General features: G+C 70.5%; 24 protein-coding genes. 12 read left to right on the top strand and 12 right to left on the bottom strand.

Translation table 11 applies throughout. The features are described from left to right. Window positions 1–21: 21 nt before the first annotated feature. Window positions 22–2571 (top strand): Tex family protein, encoded by a 2550-nt coding sequence (locus tag C4V41_RS52375; RefSeq protein ID WP_103963569.1) that lies wholly within the window; start codon window positions 22–24, stop codon window positions 2569–2571. Window positions 2572–2711: 140 nt separating this feature from the next. Then, window positions 2712–3812 carry a hypothetical protein gene (locus C4V41_RS52370; protein WP_146104142.1) on the top strand — a complete coding sequence of 367 codons (1101 nt, stop codon included), beginning with the start codon at window positions 2712–2714 and terminating at the stop codon, window positions 3810–3812. A gap of 355 nt (window positions 3813–4167) precedes the next feature. Here C4V41_RS52370 and C4V41_RS52365 read toward each other — a convergent pair whose 3' ends face one another. Further along, window positions 4168–4881, bottom strand: a complete 714-nt coding sequence (locus C4V41_RS52365; RefSeq protein ID WP_103963567.1) for a TetR/AcrR family transcriptional regulator — start codon at window positions 4879–4881, stop codon at window positions 4168–4170. A gap of 98 nt (window positions 4882–4979) precedes the next feature. Here C4V41_RS52365 and C4V41_RS52360 point away from each other — a divergent pair, with 98 nt between their 5' ends. After that, window positions 4980–6200, top strand: coding sequence for a saccharopine dehydrogenase family protein (locus tag C4V41_RS52360; protein WP_103963566.1), 1221 nt, complete (start codon window positions 4980–4982; stop codon window positions 6198–6200). Window positions 6201–6273: 73 nt separating this feature from the next. Beyond that, complete coding sequence (gene ilvD / locus C4V41_RS52355; RefSeq protein WP_103963565.1) at window positions 6274–7923, top strand: dihydroxy-acid dehydratase; 1650 nt, start codon at window positions 6274–6276, stop codon at window positions 7921–7923. A 214-nt stretch (window positions 7924–8137) separates the two neighbouring features. Here the strand turns inward: ilvD and C4V41_RS52350 are convergent, their stop codons facing one another. From C4V41_RS52350 to C4V41_RS52320, 7 genes are all read right to left on the bottom strand, one after another. Continuing rightward, window positions 8138–8518 carry a hypothetical protein gene (locus C4V41_RS52350; RefSeq protein ID WP_146104141.1) on the bottom strand — a complete coding sequence of 127 codons (381 nt, stop codon included), beginning with the start codon at window positions 8516–8518 and terminating at the stop codon, window positions 8138–8140. A 164-nt stretch (window positions 8519–8682) separates the two neighbouring features. Beyond that, window positions 8683–9576, bottom strand: a complete 894-nt coding sequence (locus C4V41_RS52345; protein WP_103963563.1) for a sigma-70 family RNA polymerase sigma factor — start codon at window positions 9574–9576, stop codon at window positions 8683–8685. A gap of 9 nt (window positions 9577–9585) precedes the next feature. Further along, window positions 9586–9972: an STAS domain-containing protein gene (locus C4V41_RS52340; protein ID WP_103963562.1), complete on the bottom strand. Its 387-nt coding sequence runs from the start codon at window positions 9970–9972 to the stop codon at window positions 9586–9588. Window positions 9973–10013: 41 nt separating this feature from the next. Further along, window positions 10014–10991 carry a phosphotriesterase family protein gene (locus C4V41_RS52335; protein WP_103963561.1) on the bottom strand — a complete coding sequence of 326 codons (978 nt, stop codon included), beginning with the start codon at window positions 10989–10991 and terminating at the stop codon, window positions 10014–10016. 58 nt (window positions 10992–11049) lie between these two features. After that, the gene (gene metG / locus C4V41_RS52330) at window positions 11050–12447 is read right to left on the bottom strand and encodes a methionine--tRNA ligase (RefSeq protein ID WP_103963560.1); all 1398 of its coding nucleotides are present in this window, start codon (window positions 12445–12447) and stop codon (window positions 11050–11052) included. 128 nt (window positions 12448–12575) lie between these two features. Continuing rightward, on the bottom strand, window positions 12576–13028 hold the full coding sequence (locus C4V41_RS52325; protein ID WP_103963608.1) for a universal stress protein: 453 nt from the start codon (window positions 13026–13028) through the stop codon (window positions 12576–12578). A 68-nt stretch (window positions 13029–13096) separates the two neighbouring features. Next, on the bottom strand, window positions 13097–13720 hold the full coding sequence (locus tag C4V41_RS52320) for a DUF998 domain-containing protein (protein WP_103963559.1): 624 nt from the start codon (window positions 13718–13720) through the stop codon (window positions 13097–13099). 214 nt (window positions 13721–13934) lie between these two features. On the opposite strand from C4V41_RS52320, the gene C4V41_RS52315 reads away from it, so the two are divergent. Together C4V41_RS52315 and C4V41_RS52310 are read left to right on the top strand one after the other, a co-directional pair. Then, on the top strand, window positions 13935–14285 hold the full coding sequence (locus C4V41_RS52315; RefSeq protein WP_103963558.1) for a MerR family transcriptional regulator: 351 nt from the start codon (window positions 13935–13937) through the stop codon (window positions 14283–14285). Further along, window positions 14282–15256: an aldo/keto reductase gene (locus C4V41_RS52310; RefSeq protein WP_235030933.1), complete on the top strand. Its 975-nt coding sequence runs from the start codon at window positions 14282–14284 to the stop codon at window positions 15254–15256. The genes C4V41_RS52315 and C4V41_RS52310 overlap by 4 nt, the downstream gene beginning before the upstream one ends. Before the next feature lie 27 nt (window positions 15257–15283). Here C4V41_RS52310 and C4V41_RS52305 read toward each other — a convergent pair whose 3' ends face one another. Then, complete coding sequence (locus C4V41_RS52305; protein ID WP_103963557.1) at window positions 15284–16216, bottom strand: sensor histidine kinase; 933 nt, start codon at window positions 16214–16216, stop codon at window positions 15284–15286. Between the two features lie 181 nt (window positions 16217–16397). Between C4V41_RS52305 and C4V41_RS52300 the strand changes: the two genes are divergently transcribed. Next, complete coding sequence (locus C4V41_RS52300) at window positions 16398–16955, top strand: DUF1707 SHOCT-like domain-containing protein (RefSeq protein WP_235030932.1); 558 nt, start codon at window positions 16398–16400, stop codon at window positions 16953–16955. On the opposite strand, the gene C4V41_RS52295 is transcribed toward C4V41_RS52300, so the two are convergent. Together C4V41_RS52295 and C4V41_RS52290 are read right to left on the bottom strand one after the other, a co-directional pair. Beyond that, a complete protein-coding gene (locus C4V41_RS52295) occupies window positions 16925–18028 on the bottom strand; it encodes an aromatic ring-hydroxylating oxygenase subunit alpha (RefSeq protein WP_235030931.1) in 1104 nt (367 codons plus the stop codon). The genes C4V41_RS52300 and C4V41_RS52295 overlap by 31 nt on opposite strands. Before the next feature lie 62 nt (window positions 18029–18090). Next, the gene (locus C4V41_RS52290; protein ID WP_160150701.1) at window positions 18091–19182 is read right to left on the bottom strand and encodes an FAD-dependent oxidoreductase; all 1092 of its coding nucleotides are present in this window, start codon (window positions 19180–19182) and stop codon (window positions 18091–18093) included. A gap of 50 nt (window positions 19183–19232) precedes the next feature. Between C4V41_RS52290 and C4V41_RS52285 the strand changes: the two genes are divergently transcribed. The 3 genes from C4V41_RS52285 (at window position 19233) to C4V41_RS52275 (ending at window position 21819) form a co-directional block, all read left to right on the top strand. After that, window positions 19233–19796, top strand: a complete 564-nt coding sequence (locus C4V41_RS52285) for a TetR-like C-terminal domain-containing protein (protein WP_103963554.1) — start codon at window positions 19233–19235, stop codon at window positions 19794–19796. Window positions 19797–19885: 89 nt separating this feature from the next. Continuing rightward, window positions 19886–20260, top strand: coding sequence for a hypothetical protein (locus tag C4V41_RS52280; protein WP_103963553.1), 375 nt, complete (start codon window positions 19886–19888; stop codon window positions 20258–20260). A 92-nt stretch (window positions 20261–20352) separates the two neighbouring features. Next, window positions 20353–21819, top strand: coding sequence for a DUF2079 domain-containing protein (locus C4V41_RS52275; RefSeq protein ID WP_235030930.1), 1467 nt, complete (start codon window positions 20353–20355; stop codon window positions 21817–21819). Here C4V41_RS52275 and C4V41_RS52270 read toward each other — a convergent pair. Continuing rightward, the gene (locus C4V41_RS52270) at window positions 21805–22902 is read right to left on the bottom strand and encodes a glycosyltransferase (RefSeq protein WP_103963605.1); all 1098 of its coding nucleotides are present in this window, start codon (window positions 22900–22902) and stop codon (window positions 21805–21807) included. The genes C4V41_RS52275 and C4V41_RS52270 overlap by 15 nt on opposite strands. A 38-nt stretch (window positions 22903–22940) precedes the next feature. Here C4V41_RS52270 and C4V41_RS52265 point away from each other — a divergent pair, with 38 nt between their 5' ends. Together C4V41_RS52265 and C4V41_RS52260 are read left to right on the top strand one after the other, a co-directional pair. Then, entirely contained in the window at window positions 22941–23759 is an 819-nt protein-coding gene (locus tag C4V41_RS52265) for a PIG-L deacetylase family protein (protein WP_235030929.1), read from the top strand. A gap of 49 nt (window positions 23760–23808) precedes the next feature. Then, window positions 23809–24864 carry a lysylphosphatidylglycerol synthase domain-containing protein gene (locus tag C4V41_RS52260; protein ID WP_103963550.1) on the top strand — a complete coding sequence of 352 codons (1056 nt, stop codon included), beginning with the start codon at window positions 23809–23811 and terminating at the stop codon, window positions 24862–24864. Window positions 24865–24875 lie beyond the last annotated feature (11 nt).

The raw sequence follows: 24875 nt of genomic DNA, 5'->3' as shown, positions 1-24875 counted from the left end.
GGACCATCGAAAGGCAGGCAAGTGCTCTCTATTGATCAGCGGATCGCCGCAGAGCTCGGCGTACGCGACGGGCAGGTGCAGGCGGCCGTCGACCTGCTCGACGGCGGCGCGACCGTGCCGTTCATCGCGCGATACCGCAAAGAGGCCACCGGCGCCCTCGACGACGCGCAACTGCGCACGCTCGAGGAGCGGCTGCGCTACCTGCGCGAGCTCGAGGAGCGCAGGACGGCGATCCTGGAGTCCATCGAGTCCCAGGGCAAGCTCGACGACGAGCTGCGCGAGCAGATCATGGCGGCCGAGACCAAGGCCAGGCTCGAAGACATCTACCTGCCCTACAAGCCCAAGCGGCGCACGAAGGCGCAGATCGCCCGCGAGCTGGGCCTGGAGCCGCTGGCCGACCAGCTCCTCGCCGACCCCTCGCTCGACCCGGCGGCGACCGCCGAGGGCTTCGTCACCGAGGGCGTGGCCGACGCGGGCGCGGCGCTCGAAGGGGCCAGGGCGATCCTGATCGAGCGGTTCGCCGAGGACGCCGACCTGATCGGCGGCCTGCGCGAGCAGTTCTGGGGTCGTGGGCGGCTCGTGTCCAAGGTCCGGGAGGGCAAGGAGGAGGCGGGGGCCAAGTTCTCCGACTACTTCGAGTTCGGCGAGCCGTTCACGAAGCTGCCCTCGCACCGGATCCTGGCGATGTTCAGGGGCGAGAAGGAGGAGGTCCTCTCCGTCACCCTGGAGCCCGACGACAGCCCCGACTACGAGTTCCGCATCGCCTCCCGGTTCGGCGTCTCCGACCAGGGCCGCCCGGCCGACAAATGGCTGGGCGAGACCGTGCGCTGGGCGTGGCGCACCCGCATCCTGGTGCACCTGGGCATCGACCTGCGCATGCGGCTGTGGCAGGCGGCTGAGGAAGAAGCGGTCCGCGTCTTCGCGGCCAACCTGCGCGACCTGCTGCTCGCGGCCCCCGCCGGCACCCGGGCGACGATGGGTCTCGACCCGGGCCTGCGCACCGGCGTCAAGGTGGCCGTGGTCGACGCCACCGGCAAGGTCGTCGAGACCTCGACCATCTACCCCCACGAGCCCAAGCGGCAGTGGGACCAGTCACTGGCCGTCCTGGGCGCGCTCGCGCAGAAGCACGGCGTCGAGCTGATCGCCATCGGCAACGGCACGGCCTCCCGCGAGACCGACAAGCTGGCCGGTGAGCTGGTCAAGCACATGCCGTCGGTGACCAAGATCGTGGTCTCGGAGGCCGGGGCGTCGGTCTACTCCGCGTCGGCGTACGCGTCGCAGGAGCTGCCCGAGCTCGACGTGTCGCTGCGCGGCGCGGTCTCCATCGCCCGCCGCCTCCAGGACCCGCTGGCCGAGCTCGTCAAGATCGACCCCAAGTCCATCGGGGTCGGGCAATACCAGCACGACCTGGCCGAGTCGAAGCTGTCCCGCTCGCTCGACGCGGTCGTCGAAGACTGTGTCAACGCCGTCGGGGTCGACGTCAACACGGCGTCGGCGCCCCTGCTCACGCGCGTGTCGGGCATCGGCTCCACGCTGGCCGAGAGCATCGTGCGCCACCGCGACTCCAACGGCCCCTTCAGGACCCGTACGGCGCTCAAGAGCGTGCCCCGGCTGGGCCCGAAGGCGTTCGAGCAGTGCGCGGGCTTCCTGCGCATCCCCGACGGCGACGACCCGCTCGACGTGTCCAGCGTGCACCCGGAGGCCTACCCGGTCGTGCGGCGCATCCTCGGCTCGGTCAAGTCGGACCTCAAGACGCTGATCGGCAACACGGCGGCGCTGCGCTCGATCAAGCCGCAGGAGTTCACGGACGAGACGTTCGGCCTGCCGACGGTCACCGACATCCTGCGCGAGCTGGAGAAGCCCGGCCGCGACCCGCGCCCGGCCTTCAAGACCGCCACCTTCAAGGAGGGCGTCGAGAAGCTCTCCGACCTGTCGTCGGGCATGATCCTGGAGGGCGTGGTCACCAACGTGGCGGCGTTCGGCGCGTTCGTGGACGTCGGCGTGCACCAGGACGGGCTGGTGCACGTCTCCGCGATGTCGCACAACTACGTCAAGGACCCGCGCGACGTGGTCAAGCCGGGCGACATCGTGCGCGTCAAGGTCCTCGACGTGGACATCCCCCGCAAGCGCATCTCGCTGACCCTGCGCCTGGAAGACGAGGTCACCACCGACACCTCCGGCAACGGCCCCCGCCGCACCTCCGGCCGCGCCGACGGCGGCGGTCGTGGGGACGGCGGCCGTGACGGCGGCGGTCGCGGAGACGGCGCGCGCGGCGCCCGAGGTGACGGCAGCGGCGGCGCTCGCGGCGACGGTGGTCGCGGCCAGGGCGGTCGTGGAGAGGGCGGTCGCGGGCAGGGCGCTCGTGGGGACGGCGGTCGCGGGGACGGCGGCGGTCGTGGCCAGGGCGGGCGCGGCGACGGCCAGCGCGGCAACGGCGGCAATGGCGGCGACGGTGGCCAGCGCGGGCGCGGCGACGGACGCGGCGGCCAGCGCCGCCAGGACCGTCCGGCCCCGTCGGGCGCCATGGCCGAAGCCCTCAGAAAGGCGGGCCTGACCGGCGACAACCGCTGACCAGGCTCACATGTTGTGGGCGGCCTGAGACCGAGAGCGGACCACCAACCGCCTCGCCCCAGGCCGCCCACAAGGCCCTCAACCGGCCCAGCGCCGGCTCCCGGGCCGCGGAAGGTCGTGACGATCGATACGGTTTGAGGGTGAGCACGACAGCGTTCGACACAGTGATCGCCCAGGCCCGCGACCTGCTCAGATGGCGCTCCCCTCTGCGAACGGAGCTCTGGGCCGCCCGCCTCGCCGCCGACCTGGAGTCCACCGGCGAGATGCAGCCGTTCCTGATGCGGCTGGCCGAGGACGGGAGCCTGGAGGCCCGCCTGACCCTCACGGCCCTGGCGGTCGTACGCCGGCCCGAGCCGAGCGCGCACTCCACCGACGAGGGCCGGCCGACTGAGGACCCAGCCAACGAAGGTCATCAGCCCGAGTCGGACGCGCGCCCGGCCGACGACGAGGCCGAGCGGGCTGAGGCGAGTGCGGTCCGGGCCGGGGCCGGTGTTGAGCCGGGGTGGGCGCGGCGGATGGGGCGGGTCGTGGCCGAGGGTGGGTGGTATGGGAAGGCCGACCCCTTTGGCGAGCAGGTGCTGGCGGTCCTGGCCTTCCGATACGAGAACGGCAAGGAGCCTCACATCCTGGTCGTCGGCATCGATCAGCCCAACGGCGGGCTGGCGGTCGACGCGCTGGTCGAGGAGGCGAAGTTCCTGGAGGGCCTCGGCCTGCGGGAAGAGGCGCCAGGGGTGGTGGCGGGCCGGATTCTGGACGCGTTCGAGCTTGGTGAGCGGATCATGGGGGCGGTCGTCGCCGACACCCTTCCCGCCGTCCGCCCGCTGGCCATCGACCGGGCCCGCGCCGTGCCCGGCCTGGTACGCGGTGCGTCCGACGACACCGTGGCCCGCTTCCGCGACCTGCCCGAGGTGGCGGGGGCGCGAGAGGCGTTCGAGAAGCTGGCCGAGTTCGTCGGGGATCGGCCGCTGTGGTGGAGTCCGGGAAGGGTCTCTCAGTTCCTGACCTCATGGCTGCCCCGGGAGGCGATCCTGTCGGAGGACGCGATCGAGGCGATGCCCGAGGTGCTCCGTGCCTGGACCCGCTACAACGGAGACCAGGCCGCGGTGTTGCGGCGGATCGATGAGGACGCTCCCCGGCTACCCGCCCTGATGGCCGACGACTCCCTGGCCGGCCTCGCCAAACGCATCGCCAGAGCAACCTCGAACGACCTGCCCACCCCCAGCGAACCCCACGACCTTTAGCGACTCGGAGGGGTCGGAGGTGGCCGGAACGACCGAAGGCGACCGGAACTTGCGGAGTGACCGGGCCGACCACAGGTGACCGGAGGTTGCGGGCGGGTGCGGGTGGTCGGGGCGACCGAAGGTGACCGGAAGTTACGGGTAGGCGTGGGGCCGAGGGTCGGGGCGAGAGTGGAGGCCGGAGATGGCCAAGGCCGAAGGGGTGCGCGAAGAGTGGCTCGGGGACCGCGGTGGCCGGCCATCCCGATGCGCCCGGCGTCGGGAAGCGGGCGAGGGCCGCGCGGCAGCTCGGCGGCGGCGGGCTCGACGTGGATGCGCCCGGACGTCGAGCAGGTTGTCACCTGAAGCGATCGCCATGTCACTCCCCCGGCGCAGGTCGCTTGAGCTGGGCCGACGCGCTGGACAGGAGCATGTCGAGGGCCGTCGGGTAGGCGCTGTCGTTCATCCGGGCGACCAGCAGCGGCGCGGTGGCGGCGATGTGGGGGTGGGTGTCGCGGGGCAGCCGCGCGTACGTGTCCCGCCACACCTCCTCATCGGCCTCCCTGGCCGCCCTGGGCAGGGCCAGCGTGGCGGCGTCGAGGATGGCGAAGGCCAGGCTCTGGTCGATGAACGCGTGATAGATCCGTACGGCGTCCGCGTCCGGAAACCCGGCCCCGCGCAGGACGCCGAGAATGGTCTCGTCGCTGGCCACCTCGTTCGGCCGCCCGGTGACGCGGCTGGCGGTGAGCACGGCGGCCTGCGGGTGGGCCTGGTAGGCGTGGTGGATGCGCAGGCCGAGGTCGCGCAGGTCGGCGCGCCAGTCGCCGGTGGAGCGCCAGTCCGCCATCGCGTGCCCGAACAGTTCGTCCGCGATCGCCAGGATCAGGTCGTCCATGCCCCGGAAGTACCGGTAGACGGTGCTGGCGTCGGCCCCGAGGGCGAGGCCGAGGCGGCGGGCGGTCAGCCCGGCCGCGCCATGTTCGCGCAACATCCGCAGCGCGGTCTCCACGATGAGCCGGTGGGTGAGCACCTGCCCCTGTTTGGTGGGCCGCCGCCGGCGACGGCCGGCCTCCGGTACGACGCGCTTGGCCATGGTGCGCTCCTTATGCCAACGCCATTGACGTTGATGAGACTACTGACGTTGGATGAACGACACACCCCCCAAACAGCGTTAAAAGGGGCTTTATCGTCATGCGTATCCTTCTTGTGGGAGCCGGCGGCGTGGGAACCGCCATCACCCGAATCGCCGCCCGCCGCCCGTTCTTCGACCACATGGTCGTCGCCGACTACGACCTCCCCCGCGCCAAGGCGGCCGTCGCCGCGCTCGGCGAGCACGCGGACAGGTTCACCCCGGTCAAGATCGACGCCGCCGACTCGGCCGCCGTCACCGCCCTGCTGACCGAGCACCGCTGCGACGTCCTGCTCAACGCCACCGACCCGCGTTTCGTGCTGCCGCTGTTCGAGGCGGCGCTGGCGGGCGAGGCCGACTACCTCGACATGGCGATGTCGATGTCGAAGCCGCACCCCGACCGGCCGTACGAGGAGGTCGGGATCAAGCTGGGCGACGAGCAGTTCGCCCGCGCGCGGGAGTGGTCCGCGAAGGGCCGGCTGGCGCTGGTCGGCATGGGCGTCGAGCCCGGCCTGGCCGACGTCTTCGCCCGCTACGCCGCCGACGAGCTCTTCGACGAGATCGAGGAGATCGGCATCAGGGACGGCGGCAACCTGACCGTCGAGGGCTACGAGTTCGCCCCGTCGTTCTCCATCTGGACCACCATCGAGGAGTGCCTCAACCCGCCGGTCATCTACGAGAAGGACCGCGGCTGGTACACCACCGAGCCCTTCAGCGAGCCCGAGATCTTCGACTTCCCCGACGGGATCGGCCCCGTGGAGTGCGTGAACGTCGAGCACGAGGAGGTCGTGCTGGTGCCCCGGTGGATCCCGGCCCAGCGGGTGACGTTCAAGTACGGCCTTGGCGAGGAGTTCATCGGCACCCTCAAGACCCTGCACGCGCTCGGCGTGGACCGCACCGAGCCCGTCGCCGTCAGGACCGACCGCGGCACCGCCCAGGTGTCCCCGCGGGACGTGGTCGCCGCCGTGCTGCCCGACCCGGCCGAGCTCGGCGACCGCATGCGCGGCAAGACCTGCGCCGGCACCTGGGTCAAGGGCGTCAAGGACGGGCGGCCGCGCGAGGTGTACCTGTATCACGTGGTGGACAACCAGTGGTCGATGCGCGAGTACGGCTCCCAGGCCGTCGTGTGGCAGACCGCGGTCAACCCGGTGATCGCCCTGGAGCTGCTGGCGGAGGGCGCCTGGAAGGGCACGGGCGTGCTGGGGCCCGAGGCGTTCGAGCCCCAGCCGTTCCTGGATCTGCTGGTCGCGTACGACTCACCATGGGGGCTGCGCGAGCAGTGAGGGGGGCGGGGGCCGTCACGGAGAGCGCACGCTGGATCATTGAGGTGCCACCACCCGCACCTCGGAGGACCTCTTGAGCATCGCCGACGATCCCGACCGCGCACCGGCCCGCTCCCACCTGTACGCCATGGGCATGACCGACGAGGACATGCGCCGCCCCGTGGTCGGCATCGCGACCACGTGGACCGGCACCATGCCGTGCAACCTGACCCACCGCGAGCTGGCCGCCCACGTGGCCGAGGGGGTGCGGGAGGCGGGCGGCCTGCCGATGGAGTTCAACACCATCGCGGTCTCCGACAACCTCACCATGCACACGCCCGGCATGCGCGCCTCACTGATCAGCCGCGAGGTCATCGCCGACTCGATCGAGCTGATGGGCCGCGCGCACGGGTTCGACGCGCTGGTGGCCATCGTCGGCTGCGACAAGACCGTGCCAGCCGCGATCATGGCGCTGGCCCGGCTGGACGTGCCCTCGGTCGTCCTGTACAGCGGCAGCATGATGCCCGGCCGCTGGCGCGGGCGCGACGTGACCATCCAGGACATGTGGGAGGCGCTCGGCGAGCGCGAGGTCGGCCGGCTGGACCAGGCCGAGCTGGACGACCTGGCCAGGCACGCCTGCCCGGGCGCCGGCACCTGCGCCGCCCAATACACCGCCAACACCATGGGCACCGTCGCCGACTTCCTGGGCCTGGCCCCGTTCGGGGTGGGCGACATCCCGGCGGTGGCCGAGGAGAAGAACGCGGCGGCCCGCCGGGTCGGGCAGGTCGCCATGGAGGCGCTCGCCCGCGACGCGCGGCCTTCCCGCGTGGTCACCGAGGACGCCCTGCACAACGCGATCGTCTCGGTGGCGGCCATGGGCGGCTCCACCAACGCGGTGCTGCACCTGCTGGCCATCGCCCGCGAGGCGGGGCTGCCGCTGGAGATCGACCGCATCGGCGAGGTCTGCCGGCAGGTGCCGATCATCACCGGGCTCAAGCCCAGCGGCGGCGACAGCACGGCTCTCGACCTGTGGCGGGCCGGCGGCACCTCGCTGGTGGTGCGCCGCCTGCTGGAGGCGGGGCTGCTGCGCGAGAACGTGACGCTGGTGGACGGCCGCACGCTCGCCGACGTCGCCGCGGACGCCCGGGAGACGCCCGGCCAGGGGGTCGTGGCGAGCGCGGCGGAGCCGTTCAAGCGGCGCGGCGCGCTGGCCATCCTGCGCGGCTCGCTCGCCCCCGACGGGTGCGTGCTCAAGCTGGGCGGCAAGGAAGATTTCCGGCACGAGGGCCCGGCCCGGGTGTTCGACTCCGAGGCCGACTGCTATGTCGCCATCCAGGAGGGCCTGATCGTGGCCGGCGACGTCATCGTGGTCCGCTACGAGGGGCCGGCGGGCGGTCCCGGCATGCGCGAGATGCTCTCGATCACGGGCCCGCTCGTCGGCCGGGGGCTCGGGAGCTCGGTGGCGCTGGTGACCGACGGGCGGTTCAGCGGGGTCTCGCACGGGCTGGTCATGGGGCACGTGGCGCCGGAGGCGTACCACGGCGGGCCGATCGCGCTGGTGCGCGACGGCGACACGATCGTGATCGACAGCGCGGCCGGCACGGTCGACCTGGTCGTGCCCGCCGCCGAGCTGGCCGAGCGCCGGGCCGCGTGGCGGCGGCCCGCGCGGGAGGTCGAGCGGGGGGTGCTGACCAAGTACGTGGCCACGGTCGGCTCGGCCTCCGACGGCGCCGTCACGGCCTGAGGTCGAGGACCTGGCAGGCGCTACGGGCGGCTATCATGCGCAATGACGTTGCCCTCACCTGAAGGAGATCTGCGCGATGTACAAGGAGTTCGCTGTCGAGGCCGTGATGTGGGTCGTCCCGGTCGTAGTGCTGATCGGGGTAGCGCTCCTCGTCACCGCGTGAGCCGCGTTGAGCCTTAGGGGCCGAGCCGCTTGGCCGGCCCCTTCTCCATGCTCAGCGGTAGTACCGGTAGGACACGTACGTGCTGGCGTAAGGCCGGAAGCTGGCGTACCCGTCCAGGGCGGCGTTGTACATCTCGGACAGAGACCTCGTCCGCACGGTGCAGGAGGCCCAGCGGACCTTACGCGCCCCGATCCGCCCCACGTAGTCGTAGCAGGTGCCGGCCTTCCTGCCGCTCACCTTCAGCCGGACGTTGAGCTTCACGTTGTAGAGGTTCCGGCGCGAGATGTTGGTGATCCGGACCTTGATCTGGCAGGTGTCCCGGCAACGGCCGAAGTAGATCTTCGATCGGATCAGCTGGGCCTGGGCCGAGACGGTCTCCGTGGTCGCCGCGGCGGCCGGTGCCGCCATGAGCGAGCTCGCGGCAGCCGCCACTAAGACCATCCCGGCAAATCGCTTGATCATCATGCTCCCTGGAGAAAAACGCCGCTTCCCCCACTGGCAGCGGCGCGTACCGTCCCGACTACTACCAGGAACCACGAAGATCATCGCTCACCGGCGAAGATCCGATATGAAACGGTTATTCCTTTATGTAGATTTTAGGATGCCCACGCCAGCAACGGCCCCCCTTGCCTGAGCCGTCTCAGCGCCTGCTTCTCCAGTTGCCGGATGCGCTCCCTGGTGAGCCCCAGATGAGCCGCTATTTCGGTGTACGTCTGAGCCTCCTCCCCGGTGAGGCCGTACCTGCGCCTGATCACGAACGCCTCCCGGGGCGGCAGCGTCCTGACCACCTGACGCAGCTCGGCGCTCAGCGCCCGGCGCTCGGTGAGCTCCTGGACCTCGACCCCGTCCTCGTCGGCGATCATGTCGCCCATCCGGCCCTCGCCGGTCTCCCCGACCGGGACATCGAGGCTGACCATGTCCTGGCCGAGCCGGCGTAACACCGCGACCTGCCCCAGCGACCGCTCGGCCGCCTCCGCCAGCTCCGCGTCCGTCGGCTCGTGACCGAGCTCGGCGGACAACTGCCTGGCCACCCTGATCAGCCGCGACAGCTCCTCCGCCACGTGGATCGGCAGCCGTACGGTGCGGCTCTTGTCATGGATGCCGCGCTCGATGGCCTGCCTGATCCACCACATGCCGTACGTCGAGAACTTGTACCCGCGCGTGTAGTCGAACTTCTCCACCGCCCTGATGAGTCCCAGGTTCCCCTCCTGGATGACGTCGAGCAGCGGCAGCCCCCGGAAGGAGTAGCGCCTGGCGGCCGAGACCACCAGCCGGAGGTTGGACCTGATGAGCAGGTCCTTGGCGCGCTGCCCGTCGATGACGACGAGTTCCAGCTCTGGCGTGCCCTCACCACGCTCGATCAGATGGCCCGCGAACAGGCCTGCCTCGATCCGCCGGGCGAGGGTCACCTCGTCCGCGGCGGAGAGTAAGGGAGTCTTTCCGATCTGCTCCAGGTACGTGCCGAGCAGATCGGGCTCTTCGGCCGACATGAACGGGCCCTACCCGGTAAACGGCGGCGAATTCCCCGGTTCGTTCAGTTCCGCGATGGCCAGCTCCGCCGTACTGCGGATGTCGAAGAACTTGTCGAGCGCGGTGATCGCGAACAGGTGCTTGCACCTGCCGTTGAGCCCGGACAACAGCAGCCGGCCGCCGGAGGCGGTGACGGCCTTGTGCAGATAGACCAGCACGGAAAGACCGGAGGAATCACAGACGCTGACGGCCTGCATGTCGATGACGAGCAGCGGGGGCTGGGTGAGATCGAGGGCCTTGGTGACGCGATCGCGAACCTCGGCCGCGGAGCCGAAGTCGAAGTCCCCCGTCAGCCGCGCGATGACACAGGGTCCCTGGAGCCCGAGGCTGATCGACAAGGCCTGCTCCGAAGTCACCCAGCTCCACCTACCCGCGTAGCTCTACCGATCCGACCACTCTACGAGAAGTAGCGCTTCGGGTTGAACACCAGCATCTGCTCAATCTGGTCATCGGTCACACCCGAGTCCAGGAGTGCGGCCAAGACGTCGTCGTGAATGTGATCGTAGCGCCAGTTCGGCGCGAGCGTGGGGCGGGCGTCGTCCCAGGCTCCGCCGAAATAGTCCATGAAGCAGGCGGTGTCGTGGCTGAGCACCATCCGGTCCGCGTATCCCCGCTGGCAGAGCGCCGCGACGGTGGCGACGCGCTGCGCGGTCGGGTTGTAGATGTCGAGGCCGAATCGGTCCATTCCGAGCGTCGCGCCGGTGTCGGCCAGGCGCATGAGGTAGTCGAGGTCGTTGCTGTCGCCCGCGTGCCCGACGACCACCTTCTCCAGGTTGACGCCCTCCTTCGCGAACAGGTCGAGCGCGATCGGCCCGGTCCGCGCGAAGGAGTTCGTGTGCACGGTGATCGGCGCGCCCGTACGCACGTGCGCCGTCGCGACGGCCCGGCAGATGCGCTCGACGCCGGGCGTCAGCCCCTTCTCCTCCACCACGCACTTGAGGAAGGCCGCCTTCACCCCGGTGTCGGCGATGCCCGTGGTGAGGTCGCGGACGAAGTCGTCGATCAGCGGGTCGGGGCCGTCCAGGAACAGGCCGGGGCCGCGGAAGGCGTACGCGTGCGGCAACTCCTCGAAGGAGTAGATGCCGGTCGCGACGACGACGTTGAGGCCGGGCACCTGCTCGGCCACGCGCTGGATGCGCGGGATGTAGCGGCCCAGCCCCCACACCGTCGGGTCGACGATCGTCCGCACGCCCTTGGCGGCCACCGCGTTGAGCTTGGTGACCGCGTCCGCCACCCGGAACTCCTCGTCCCACCAGGCGCCCCGGCCGTAGTTGTCCAGGTGTTCGGCGGTCACGACGAAGATGTGCTCGTGCATCAGCGTCTGCCCGAGCTCGGCCACGTCCACGGGACCGCGAAGCGTCTCGACGGTGGGCATGCGTGCCTCCATACCGGCCGGTCTGTTGCGTCAACCTAGGCTTTCACATCGAGCCCCGTCAACCGGCCAGTCTCCGGAAAAGCGGCTCGGGCCGGGGCAGCCGCTCGCCGGCCACCGCCGCGGCCACGCGCGCCGCCGCCGTCGGCAGGAAGGGCTCCAGTTGTACGGCCAGCTCCCGGCAGGCGTGCACCAGCGTGCCCAGCGACGCCTCCTGCCCGGCGCGGTCCTGCTGCCACGGCCGGGTGCGCTCGACGTACTTGTTGGCCCGCTCGACGATCTCCCAGACGGCCAGGGCCGCCCGCCTGAAGTCGAACGCCATCAGCGCCTCGTGCGGCGACACCTCGGCGAGCGGCTCGCCCGCCGGCGGCACGTGGCCGTCCAGGAAGCGGTGCACCATGGTGACCACCCGGTTGACCAGGTTGCCCAGGCCGTTGGCGAGGTCCTCGTCGGCCCTGGCGATCAGCCTGGCCTCGGTGAAGTCGGCGTCGCCCACGCGCGGCACCTCGCGCAGCAACCACCAGCGCACGGCGTCCACCCCGTACGCGTCCACGAGAGCCACCGGATCGGCGGCGTTCCCCGACGACTTGCTGATCTTGCGGCCGTTTGCGGTCAGGTAGTCGTGTACGAAGATCGCCGAGGGCGGCGGCTTGCCCGCCGACAGCAGCATCGCCGGCCAGTAGACCGCGTGGAAGCGGATCACGCCCTTGCCCATCAGGTGCACCTTGCCCGGCTCGCGCACCCACCAGCGGTCGTAGTCGTCGCCTTCGAGCGCGGTCACGTAGTTGGCCAGCGCGTCCCACCACACGTAGACCACCTGGCCGGGGTCGCCCGGCACCGGGATGCCCCACCCTCTGGCGCGGGCGGCCGACCGGGAGACGCTGAGGTCGTCCAGCCCGGCCTCGATGAAGGCCAGCACCTCGTTGCGCCGCGCCGCGGGCTCGATTGTGAGCCGCCCGCTCCTGATGAGGTCGAGGAGGGCGTCCTGGTAGCGGGAGAGGCGGAAGAACCAGTTCTGTTCGGAGACGAGCTGCAGCGGCGCCTCGTGCCCGTCGGGACAGGGCCCTTCGGGATAGAACTGCTCACAGCCCACGCAGTAGAGCCCCTCGTAGTGCCGCTGGTAGAGGTCGTGCGCGGTGGCCCGCCAGATCCGCTCCACCCCGGCGCGGTGCCCCGGGTGGGAGCTCGTCCTGATGAAGGAGTCGAACGACAGGTCCAGCGTCTGCCGCAGCCCCTCGAACGCGGCCGCGTTCCTGTCCACCAGGTCGCGCACCGGGACGCCCTCGGCCTCGGCGGCCAGCACGTTCTTCAGCGAGTTGTCGTCGGTCCCCGTCTGGAACCGTACGGGCTCGCCCCGCCGCCGGTGGTGCCGGGCCAGCACATCGGCCTGGACGAGCTCCAGGGCGTGGCCGAGATGCGGCCGGGCGTTGACGTAGGGGATGGTCGTCGTGATGTACATCGGGTGCCTCCAAGGGGCCCCGGCATGACGAGAGGCCCCGGCTAGCAGGGCCTCAACAAGACGTCGCCGAAGGAGCCCCCTAGGGGGCCATCATCTCCAGGCGTGTCGTCATGATCTCATCGTACGCCTCATTTCCGCGGGCCGGGGACCACCAGGACGGGCCGGCTCGCGTGGTGCAGCACCCGGTCGGAGGTGCTGCCGAGCAGCAGCGACCGCACCCCGCCGAGTCCCCTGGTGCCGGTCACGATCAGGGTGGCGTCCATTTCGTCGGCCACGTCCACGATCGTCGACCACACGGCCACGGCGTCCGCCTCGCACCGGGGCGTGGCGTCCAGCCCGGCCTGCCGGGCCAGTTCCGCCCCCCGGCCTGCCAGCTCGCTCATCGCCTTCTCGATCGCCTCGTCCTCCAGACCGGACTGGTCGAGCGTCACCATGAGCCCGGCGGAGGCTCGCGCCGAGGTCACCGCCAGCCGTTCCCACACCGTCAGCACGACCACGGAGGCCCCGCGGAACATCTCGCCCGCGAAGGCGATGGCGGCCTTGGCGTCGTCGGAACCGTCGTACGCGATCAGAATCGTCATCTCGGCCACTCCAAAGAGGTAGGGGCCCTACCTCTTTCCAGCGAGGCGGCTTTCACGCCTGATGATCGTCAGGCGGCCAGGGCGGGCGAGACGCCGCGCCGGGCCGACGGCTTGAGCATCGACAGTCCGGCCAGGGCCAGCACGCCCAGCTCGGTGACGACCACGGCCCGCTGGGTCAGCCCGGCGGGGATGTCGTCGTTGGTCATCGGGATGCCGAACATCCGCACTACGTACGGGATCACGACCAGCACCAGCGCGCCCAGCGCGATCGCGCTGAGGATGCGCACCGCCTTGGCGTACCGGATCTTGGCCTTGGCCAGCAGCATGCCCGCCGCGGGCATCATCAGGAAGGCGGCGAAGGCCGCATAGCGGTGGATGCCGCCCGACAACGACAGCGGCACGCCCGGCCGGTCGGTGGGGAACGCCCCGATGAGGAACATGCTCGCCCCCCACGCCACCAGCAGCGCGACGACCCACCGGCTCATCCCGGCCCGGCGCAGCGCCTCGGCGATCAGTGCCGAGCCGACGGCGAAGAGCGTCAGCGAGGCCGGCAGCAGCCAACCGGCCGACTGCCAGACGTACTCGCTGATCACGCTGTGCAACGGGTCGAGATCCGACCCGGCGTGCAAAGTGAGCATGGCACCGCTTCCGGTGCCGATGGCCGCGAACCCGCCGACAAGCAATCCCTTCATGAGTCAAAGGTCGAGGAATGCGGCCTTGACCAGTATCGGAGATGCTCCCGAACCGGCCCTGAAGGATCCCCTAATACCTTGGTCTGGTGATCCCCTAGGGATGACCGATGACCTGCGCGGACGTGACCCTGGGTAGGGCCTGCCCCCTCAGGGTGGGTACGGGAGGCGGCACCCGATTTGACTTAGAGCGCGCTCGAAGGGTGAACCTGGACTCATGACGATCCAGGAGGCCGCCCGGCGATCCGGGCTGAGCGCTCACACGCTGCGCTACTACGAGCGTATCGGGCTCATCCACTCCGTGGGACGCGACGGCAGCGGGCACCGCGACTACGCGGAGGAGGACCTCCAGTGGCTGGAGTTCCTCCTCAAGCTGCGGACGACGGGCATGCCGATCGCCGACATGTGCCGGTACGCGGAGCTGCGGCGCATGGGCGACCACACCGCCACCGAGCGCATGCACATGCTGGAGCTGCACCGGGAGCGCGTACGGTCCAGGATCGCCGAGCTGACCCAGGACCTGAAGGTGCTGGACTACAAGATCGACAATTACCGGGAGCTGATGTGAACAGGCGCACGCTCGGCACGAACGGACTCCAGGTCTCCGCGCTCGGTCTCGGCTGCATGGGCATGTCGGAGTTCTACGGCCAGGGTGACGAGAAAGAGTCGATCGCGGTCATTCACCGCGCTCTCGACCTGGGCATGAATTTTCTGGACACCGCCGACATGTACGGCAGGGGCGCCAACGAGGAACTGGTCGGCCGGGCCATCGCGGACCGGCGCGACGAGGTCGTGCTGGCCACCAAGTTCGGCATCCAGCGCGACGGCTCCGGCCGCACGATCCAGAACAGCCCCGAGTACATCAGGGCGGCCTGCGACGCCTCGCTCCGCCGCCTCGGTGTCGACCACATCGATCTCTACTACATGCACCGCCGCAACCCGGACGTGCCGATCGACGAGTCGGTCGGCGCCATGGCCGAGCTGGTACGGCAGGGCAAGGTGGGCCACCTGGGCCTGTCGGAGGTGAGCGCGGACACCCTGCGCGCCGCGGTCGCCGTGCACCCGATCGCGGCCCTGCAGAGCGAGTACTCACTGTTCACGCGGGGGCTGGAGGCGGAGATCCTGCCGGCGGCCAGGGAGCTGGGGGTCGGGCTGGTGGCGTACTCGCCGATCAGCCGGGGGCTGCTGTCGGCCGCGCTGCCGAGCGCCGACGAGCTGCCCGCCGACGACTTCCGCCGCCACATGCCGCGCATCATGGGCGAGAACGCCGAGCACAACCGGGCGCTGGCGGACGAGGTGAAGAAGATCGCCGACGCCGCCGGGGTGACGGCGGCGCAGATCTCCCTGGCCTGGCTGCTCGCCCAGGGCGACGACATCGTCCCGATCCCGGGCACCAAGCGGCTGCGCTACCTGGAGGAGAACGCCGCCGCCGACGGCGTCACCCTGACCCCCGAGCAACTGAACGCACTGGTCACGGCCGTCCCGGCGGACGCCGTACGCGGGGCCCGCTACCCCAGCATGACCGAGGTCGAACGCTGACCACGGGGGTGACGGAAAAGCGGCCGGTCAGCCGGACGGGCGGGGGTCGAAGTAGATCCGGATCGTCGTCCCCCCAGGCCGCGTGTGCACCCGTACGAGGTCACTGAGCAGGTTGACGATCAGCAGCCCCCGGGACCCGGCCTCCCGCGGATCGACGGGCCGCCGCCCCGCCAGCGGGTCGGTGATGTGCCCCTTGTCGGTGACCTCGCACACCAGCAGCCCATCGGCCCGCCACACCCGGACCGTCCCCGACCCGCCCCCATGGTCCAGGCTGTTGGCGCCCAGCTCGGCCACCGCCAGCCGGATGTCGTCGATCCGGTCGTGGTCGAACCCCATCGCGGCGGCCTCCCGCGCGGCCAGCCCGCGCGCCGCCGACAGGTTGGTGTTGTCGAACCGCACGGAGGTGAACTCGGCGGGCTCGTCGAGCGCCCGGTTGTGCCCGTCGATCACCAGCTCGGGCGCGTAGTCGTCGCTGGCCCACTCTCCCGAGTCGTCCTGCAGCACGGGATGGGTGCGGGCCGCCTCCAGGACCACCTCGGAGGTCAGGTTCTCGACATCGTACGGGCACAGGATCGTCACGGCCTGCCCCGCGAACGACAGGTTGATCAGCGCCTCGTGCTGGGCGCAGGCCGGATATTCGGTCGCCGTGCGATCGGGCCAGATCGGCTCGCCGATGATCCGCACGTGGCCCCCGCCGGGATGCCGGTCGGCGAAGTCGCGCAGCACGGCCGGGATGATCCGCCCGGGGTTGCGCCCCGCCTTGCCCATGTCGAGCAGCAGCACATCGCCCGCGTCCGCGCCCAGTTCCTTTTCGATCAGGGCGAGATTCCGGGCCGGCACGGCCACCGCCACCGGCTCACCAGCGGCCAGCCCGGCGCGGATGAAAGCCGTGGTGGCAGCGGTGTAGTGCCGGTCGCCCCGGTAGAAGAGCGCCGGATGTACGAACGGGTCCGCTGACATCACGCCTCACGCTACCCAAGGATGAGGAGTTCAAGGCAATCCGTTGGGTACCTAATAAGTTGTGAAGAGAGTCCAGGTCATCCAACGCCCCCGCCCCGGACAACGGCCCCTACCTCTCGATCTGCGGACACCATCTGGCCGGCGCCTCCCGTTCTGAGCCCTGCGAACCTATGCTCGGGACATGCCAGAAATGCAGATGCGGGTCTCCGACGAGGACCGAGAGCGCACCGCACAGCAGCTACAGCACGCATTCAGCGAAGGCCGTCTCAATCAGTTGGAGCTCGAGGACCGGCTCGAGATCGCCCTGACCGCGAAGACGTACGGCGATCTGCTGGGCCTGGTGACCGACCTGCCGGCCGAGCACGCCCCGCCCGTCCCAGAGGTGGTCGAGCTCGACTCGAAGAACGGCAACATCAAGCGCTCGGGCGACTGGTCCGTGCCCCGGCGGATGCGGGTCACCTCGAAGTACGGCAGCGTCGAGCTCGATCTGTCCGAGGCCGTCATCGCGCACTCCGTCGTGGAGATCGAGCTGGCGCTCGACTACGGCTCCGCCAAGATCATTCTGCCCGAGGGCGCGTCGGTCAACGTGGACGCCTTCCGCAGCGACTGGGGCAGGACCGCGACGTCCGAGGTGCCGGGCAGGCCCCGCCCCGGCCACCTCTCCGTGGTGGTCAGCGGCAAGACCAAATACGGCGGCCTCACCGTGCGCTATCCGCGCAAGCGCTGGTTCACCCACTGATGGAAGAGCGAGATGTGGTGCTCGCTGGGCACGAGCACCCCGCCCGCCCGGTACGCCCGTGACGACATCCCCGGCTGGGTGCGTTCGCAGGCGTCGAAGTCCTGCTCGTTGACCCGGTGGAACAACTCGACCGACAGCGACAGGTCGGCGCCCGAGGCGACGACGTCGGGGTGGTAGAGCCAGTCGCACTCCACGACGGTCCTGTCCACGGCCATCGGGAACATCCGGTGCACGATCACGTGGTCGGGCACCAGGTTGACGAACACCTGCGGCTTGACGGTGATCGCGTAGTAGCGGCGGTCCTGGTCCTCGGAGACGTCGGGCAGCTTGCCGAACCCCCGGCTGCCGTCCACGGTGAACCCCTCGGCCCGCGCGGCGAACTCGGCGCCGTGCCCGACGTAATACTGCGCCGCGTACCCCCCGGCGAACTCCGGCAGCACGGCGGTCAGCTCCGGGTGGATGGTGGCGCAGTGGTAGCACTCCATGAAGTTCTCGACGATGAGCTTCCAGTTGGCCCTGACGTCGTAGACGACGCGGCGGCCGAGGGCCAGCTTGTCCACGTGGTAGCGCTCGATGGCGGCCGGGTCGCCGAGACGTTCGGTGGCCGAGTGGGTGACGGTCTCCTCGAACGAGGGCGGCTCCGCGGCCAGGCATAACCAGGCGTAACCCAGCCATTCACGCAGGTGCACGGGGACCAGGCCGTACTCGGCCCGGTCGATGTCGGGCATCTTGGCCAGGTTGGGCGCGGCCGCCAGGCGGCCGTCGAGGTCGTAGGACCAGGCGTGGTACGCGCACCTGATCGTTCTCCTGACCTCGCCCGCGTCCTCCACGCACAAGCGGGCGCCGCGGTGGCGGCAGACGTTGAGGAAGGCGCGCAGGCGGTCGTCGCGGCCGCGTACGACGATCACGCTCTCGCGGCCGATCTGGACCGTCTTGAACGCGCCCGGTTTCGGCAGGTCCTCGGCCTTGACCGCGCAGAACCAGAGGTTTTCGAAGATCCTGGCCTGCTCTTCCGCGAACACCTCGGGATCGGTGTACGAACGGCCGGGAAGCGTGGAGATCAAGCTGGTCAACCGACACCTCTTGTTGCGTATTACGCACCGAGTTGCTCTATATGCGACATAGTCAGTTGGCCTCAGGAGGCTGTCAAGAGGTAGTTGCTGTACCTGCGCAGCAGCGTGGTGTACAGCCTGGTCACGAACCTGTCGGACAGCAGCTCCACCATCGGCCGCTGCATGTTGGTGGCCTCTGTCGCGGCCAGCCTGGCGGGCCTGCGCGCCACCTTCGACCGGGCCCGCTCGTAGCCGCGCAGATCGCCGAGCGACCCGGCCAGCAGCCAGGCGTCCTCCAGCGCCTGGTTCGCGCCCTGGGCCATGGTGGGCGGCATGGTGTGCGCGGAGTCGCCGGCCAGCGTGGTCGGCCCCTTGCCCCAGACCGGCGGGATGACGTGCCGGTGGTGCGGGAAGAAGTCGATGTCCGTGATCGTCTCCAGGATGCCGGGCACCGGCTCCGCCCAGCCGCCGAACCGCTCCCGCAGCCGCTCCACCACCCGCGTGTCGTCACCCCAGAACGGCTCCCCCGGCGCCGACCTGACGTCGAACCACCACAGCAGCCGGCCCTGGCCCGCCGGGATCAGCCCGCACAACCCCTTCGCGCCGGCGATCATCACGGCCCTGTGCGTCTCGGTCAGCGCGGTGGGCATGGTGGTGAAGCCCTGCCAGGTGACCCAGCCGCTCAGTTTGGCGGGATCGTCGCCCCACAGCGCCCTGCGCACCACCGACCGGCGGCCGTCCGCGCCGACCAGCACGTCGCCGCGCACCGTACGCCCATCGGCCAGCCGCGCCTCGGCGCGCTCGGGCACCACGTGCTCGACGGGCATGCCGTAGGTCACCGGCACCCCGTCGGCGAGCAGCTCGACCAGCTCGCTCCTGGCCACGTGCACGCTGGGGTGGCCGTAGCGGCGCTCGGCCGCGGTCAGGTCGATGGTGAGCAGCTCGCGCCCGTCGCCGGACCACGACTCCAGGGTCTCCAGCCGCCGCCCGACGCCCGTGTGATCGGCCTTGAGCTCATCGAGGATGGCCGTGCTGCCGGGCCAGAGCGACACCGAGCCCCCGGCCGTACGCAATTCGGGGGCCTCCTCGTAGACCTCGGCCTCGTGCCCGGCGTTGAGCAGCCCGCGCGCCAGGGCGAGCCCCGCGACGCCCGCGCCGATCACGATTACTCTCATTACGACCCCCATAACCGAGACTGGCAGTATCAGATACTAGGAGTATCACAATGTCCGCGCGCGGCCGCAAACCCGACCCGACGGTCGATCACCGCATCAGGCAGGCCGCCACCGGGCTGCTGCTCTCCCACGGCCTCGACTTCACCATGGACGACGTCGCCGCCGCGGCAGGCGTGGGCAGGGCGAGCGTGTTCCGGCGTTACGCCACCAAGCGCGACATGCTCCTCGAAACCATCACCGGCCTCATGGACACGCACGTCGCCGTCCCCGACACCGGCTCCCTGGAGGGCGACCTGCGGGTGGTGGTCGCGGACACCCTCGCCCTCTGGCGGTTCCCGGAGGTGTCGCGCATGGCCAGGCAGGTGTTCGGCGAGGCCGGCCGCGACCCCGCGGTCGCCGAGATCATCCGCACCGGCATGCGCACCCGGATGCGGCGCTCATGGGTCGTGTACGAGCGCGCCATCGAACGCGGCGAACTGCCGCCGAAAGCCGACTTGTGGCTGCTCACAGACCTGTTCGCCGGATTCGTCGCCTACCGTGGGCTCCTGGATCTTCCCCTGCCGGAACCGGAGGAGATCGTGCGGGTCCTCCTGCACGGCTTTACGGCCACTTGATACCCGTGGTGTTAGTGGGGTGCAAGCGATGGTCAAGTCCTGGCCCATAATGTTCCCTTCGTTCGCTAAACCTACGAAGGGCACGGAACATGACTCCCCCTCGTCGTCGCCTGGCCGTCGCGGCCGCGACGCTGACTCTTGCCGCCCTCACCACCGCCTGTGGTGCGCTTGGCCAGGCCGTTGACTGCAACACCGCCGCCAATGACGCGAGCAAGATCGTCACCGAGTGGACCAGCGCGATCACCGCGAATGCCACGGACACCAAGGCCCTTGGGGACGCCTCGAAGTCCGCGGCGGACAAGACCAAGGAACTGGCCGGCAAGTACGACGGCGAAGTCGCCGCCGCGCTGAACGACCTCGCCGCCGGTTTCAGCACTCTTGAGGACGGTGACCTGGGCAAGGCCACCGAGTTCACCGGCAAGATCACGGGCTTCCAGACCAAGATCACCTCTGCCTGCACCTGACGGGCTCGCGGCCGCCGTACACCACCTGTGGGGGGCAGGCTGGGGCGGCGGCCGCGTCAGGTTGGGGAGGATTCGTTCTAGTCTTGCTGCTCGTGACGGGTGAGACAGACGTGGCGCGAACGGGGGCGAGCGCCGCTCCCTCCCCATGGAAGAAGTGGTCGGGCCACCGCGGGCGGGTGGGCGCAGTCGCGCTCGCCGCCGCGGTGGCCTACGCCGTTCTGGGCCTGGTCAAGCTGGCGACCTTCCGGGCCACCTCGTTCGACCTGGTGATCGTGGACCAGGCCGTGCGCAACTACGCGAACCTCCGCCCGCCCTACATTCCCGTGCTGGGCATGTTCCACGGGCGGGGCATGGAGTATCTCCAGCTCGCCGATCATTTCTCGCCCGTCTACGCGGCGCTGGCGCCGTTCTACTGGATCCACGACGGGCCCGGGACGCTGATCGTCGCGCAGGCGCTGCTGTTCGCCGCCGCGATCCCGTTCCTGTGGCGTTTCACCCGCCGGGTGCTGGGGGTCGCGCCCGCCTATCTCGTGTCCGTCGCGTACGCGCTGTCGTGGCCGATCGCGCAGGCCGCCGCGTTCGACGCGCACGAGGTGATGTTCGTCCCCGTGCTCACCGCCATCATGATCGAGCGCTACCACGCCGGCCGGGTGCCGCCGGCGTTCGTCGCGATGATCGCGCTGCTCCTGGTCAAGGAGGACATGGGGCTGATGGTGATCGGGGCCGGGCTGTGCCTGATCGCCATCGGCGACCGCCTGCGCGGCCTGATCGCCATGGGGTTCGGGCTCGGGGCCGTGCTGCTCGTCCGCGGGCTGCTGATCACCTCGTTCGGCGGCGACGCCAAGGACTTCTGGGCCTACGACCATCTCGGCCCCGACCTGCCCGGCGCGATCATGGGGCTGCTGCGCGACCCGATCGCCGCCGTGCTGCTGCCGTTCAGCGACGAGGCCAAGGTCGACACGCTGTTCCTGCTGGCGTGGCCGACGCTGCTGCTGTGCCTGCTCTCGCCGGTGTCGCTGGTGGCGCTGCCGCACGTGCTCGAACGCATGCTTTCCGATCGCGGCCAGTGGTGGCAGGCGGACTTCCAGTACAGCGCGTTCACCGTGGTGATCCTCTTCTGCGCGGGCGTCGACGGGCTGGCCCGGCTGCTGCGCTGGGCGAAGCGCTCCGACGACGCCTCGCTCAAGCTGGCCTGGGCGGCGGGGGCCTGCGTCGTCGCGCTCACCCTGGTGCCGAAGTTCGCTCTCGACCAGCTCTACCATCCGGGCTTCTACGCCGAGCCCAAGGCGGCCGCGGCGGCCGCGGCCGTCGCCCAGGTGCCCGCCGGAGTGACCGTCGAGGCCGTCAACTCCGTCGGGCCCGCGCTCACGTCCAAGGCCACCGTCCTGCTGTGGACCGCCGAATCGAAGGGCGCGCCGTGGGTGGTGGCCGACGTCACGCGCTGGGAGTTTCCGTTCGGCTCCGCCGCCGACCAGCTCGCCGAGGTCGGCGAGCTGCAGGGCCAGGGCTACACGAAGGTCTTCGAACGCGACGGGTACGTGGTGCTACGCCGCACCTGACCTGAGGCTCACGGCCTGTTCGTACGCCCCGTCGAACCCCGCCAGCACGCTGGGCCACGACCCCGCGGCGGGCGGCGTCGCCCGGTTGTGGGCGGCGATCGACTCGCGCAGCTCCGTGTCCTCGCACAGTCGCGCCACCGCCCTGGCCAGGTCGCCCAGCGTGCGCCCGAGCAGGCCCTCGGTGCCGCTCGCGACGAAGTCGGCGACGCCGCTCTGCGCCCTGGCCACCACGGGCAGCCCGGCGGCCCGCGCCTCCAGCGCCGCGATGCCGAACGACTCCCTGGGCGCGGGCGCCACGAACACGTCGGCCGACTCCAGCACCTTGGCGATCTGCTCCCGGGTGTAGCGGCCGGGCAACGACACCCAGCCGGCCATGCCGTGCCGGGCCAGGAAACGCTCCATCTGCCCGCGAGCCGGTCCGTCGCCGACGATCGTGGCCCGCATGGGGATCCGGGCGGGCACCCGCTCCCGGGCGGCCTGGAGCAGTTTCAGCAGGCGCACGGGCTGCTTGCGCGGCGCCAGCCGGCCCACGGCGACGATGTGCACGTCGGAGTGCCGCGGCGGGGCGCCGGGCGGCGGCGCCCAGCCGGACAGGTCGAGGCCGTTGGAGACCACGCGCACCGGGACGCCCGGCCCGGCCACGGCGCGGATCGGCACGGCGGCGGCGTTGCTCACCGTTGTCGCCACCAGCCGCCACCGCTGCCAGCCGAACCCCAGCCGCAGCAGCCGGTAGACGCCGCGGGTGACCGGATCCCACATGCTGTGGACGGTCACCACGCACGGCACCCCGGCCCTGGCCGCCGCGCGCACGCCCATCCAGGCGAACGGCGAGACCGCACCCGTGTGCACATGGACCACGTCGGGCCGGATGGAGGTGATCCGGCGCGTGAGATGCCCCACTCCGAACGGGTGCACGGGCAGGTCGAACGGCATCCTCGCGACGATCCTGTGGACGCCGGGCAACGCCTCGCCCCTGGTGGCCGTGGCCACGGACACCTCGTGCCCGGCCTCCCGCTGCATGCGCACGAGATCGGCCACCTGGACCTCGATCCCCCCGAGTCGAGGCAGGTAACAGTCACTCACGTGAAAGATCCGCACCCCTCCCAGACTAATCTGGGCGTGTGCCTCCACGTACCGCTGTGTTCTTCCACGCCCACCCCGACGACGAGGCCCTGCTGACGGCCGGCACCATGGCGATGCTCGCGGCCGAGGGTCACCGCGTGGTGCTCGTGGTGGCCACGGCGGGCGAGCGCGGCCTGGCCGAGATGGGGCCCGGTGAGGAGCTGGGCGAGACCCGGCTCAAGGAGCTCTACGAGTCCGCCGCGCTGCTCGGCTGCGCCCGCGTGGAGTGTCTCGGCTACGGCGACTCCGGGCTGAGCCCGCAGGGCGGGAGCGCCGAGGAGCGGCCCGACAACGCCTTCATCGACGCCGACACCGAGGAGGCCGCCAAGGCGCTGGCCGCGATCCTGCAGGAGGAGGAGGCCGAGCTGCTGGCGATCTACGATCCGGCGGGCGGCTACGGGCATCCCGACCACGTGCAGGTGCACCGGGTCGGCAAGCGGGCGGCCAAGATCGCGGGCACGGAGATCGTCCTGGAGGCGACGGTCAACCGCGATCCGCTGGTCCGGCTGCTGAAGCTGGCGGGCAGGTTCTACAAGTTCCCGCCGGAGTTCGACGTACGGACGTTCGAGAGCGCGTACTCGGCGAGCGAGACGATCACCCACCGCGTCAATGTCCGGAAATATACGAAACAGAAGCGGGCCTCCATGGCCGCCCACTCCTCCCAGGCCAGCGGCGGCGAGACCGACCGCACGCTCGCCGTGATGCTCAAGGTCCCGCGCGTGATCTACCGCTTCGTCTTCGGCACGGAGTGGTACGTCCGCCGCGACCTCCCCCTGGGCGCCCGGCTCACTCATCCCTTCGACCGGTGGCCCAAGTAGTTCTCAGGGTTGACGTGGCCACACCGGCCACCCGGCAGACTGGACCCCGATGAAGAACAAGTGGCTCCAGATCACCTTGTCCGTGCTGTCGCTCGGGCTGGCCGTGCTGCTCATGGTCTACCTGCCGCAGATCGTGCGCACCCTCACCGGCAAGGACGTCTCCTGGGCCGACATCGGCACGATCTTCACCTCGCTCGGCGCGGGCGAGATCGCGCTGATGGCCGCGCTGTGGCTGCTGAGCCTGCTGGCCTACACGTTCGTGCTGACCAACTCCCTGCCGGGCCTGAGCCACCCGCAGGCGCTCACGCTCAACGCGGCGGGCAGCGCCGTGAGCAACCTGCTGCCGTTCGGCGGCGCGGTCGGCGTGGCGCTGTCGTTCGCGATGACCAGGGGCTGGGGTTTCGCCAACCGGTCGATCGTGGTCATGACGCTGGTCAGCGGCATCTGGAACACCTTGTTCAGGTTCATCCTGCCGGCCGTCGGGATCATCGCCCTGCTGATGGCGGGCCAGGTGCCCAACGCGACCGTGGCCAAGGCCGGCTGGACGGGCGCGATCTCCATCCTGGCGCTCGTCGCGATCGTGGCGGTCGCGCTCTACTGGCAGCGCGCCGCCGACGTGCTCGGCAGGGCGCTCGACCGCCTCACACGGCTGCTGCGGCTCAAGGTCGACGCCTCGGGCGCCTTCCACCGGCTGCGCGCCGACACCGCGGGCGTCGTCCACACCCGGTGGGCGGGGCTGTCGTTCGGCATGGTGTTCTTCCTCGGGTTCCAGTGGGCGATCATGGCCGCCTGCATGCACGCCACCGGAGCCTGGCCTGGGCTGGCCCAGTCGATCGCCGTCTTCGCCCTGTCGCGGGTGCTGACCAGCGCCGTGGTCACGCCCAGCGGGGCGGGGATCATGGAGAGCGGGGTGGCCGGGCTGCTCATCGCCTTCGGTGTGGCGGGCGCTCCGGCGGTGGCGACCGCACTGCTTTTCGGCTTCTGGACTTACACTATCGAGATCCCGTTCGGCGGCCTGGCACTAGGCGCATGGGCGCTCCTGCGCAGGCGCAACGGCCGGAACGCCGGCGCGGAACCCCCGTCCGCGATCTCGAAGGCCACCTAGTGACAATCCCA

Origin of the sequence: Nonomuraea solani (genome assembly GCF_900108335.1) — a bacterium.
Taxonomy (GTDB): domain Bacteria; phylum Actinomycetota; class Actinomycetes; order Streptosporangiales; family Streptosporangiaceae; genus Nonomuraea; species Nonomuraea solani.
The sequence above is the reverse complement of the archived record's forward strand: the minus strand, read 5'-3'. Positions and strand labels throughout refer to the sequence as shown.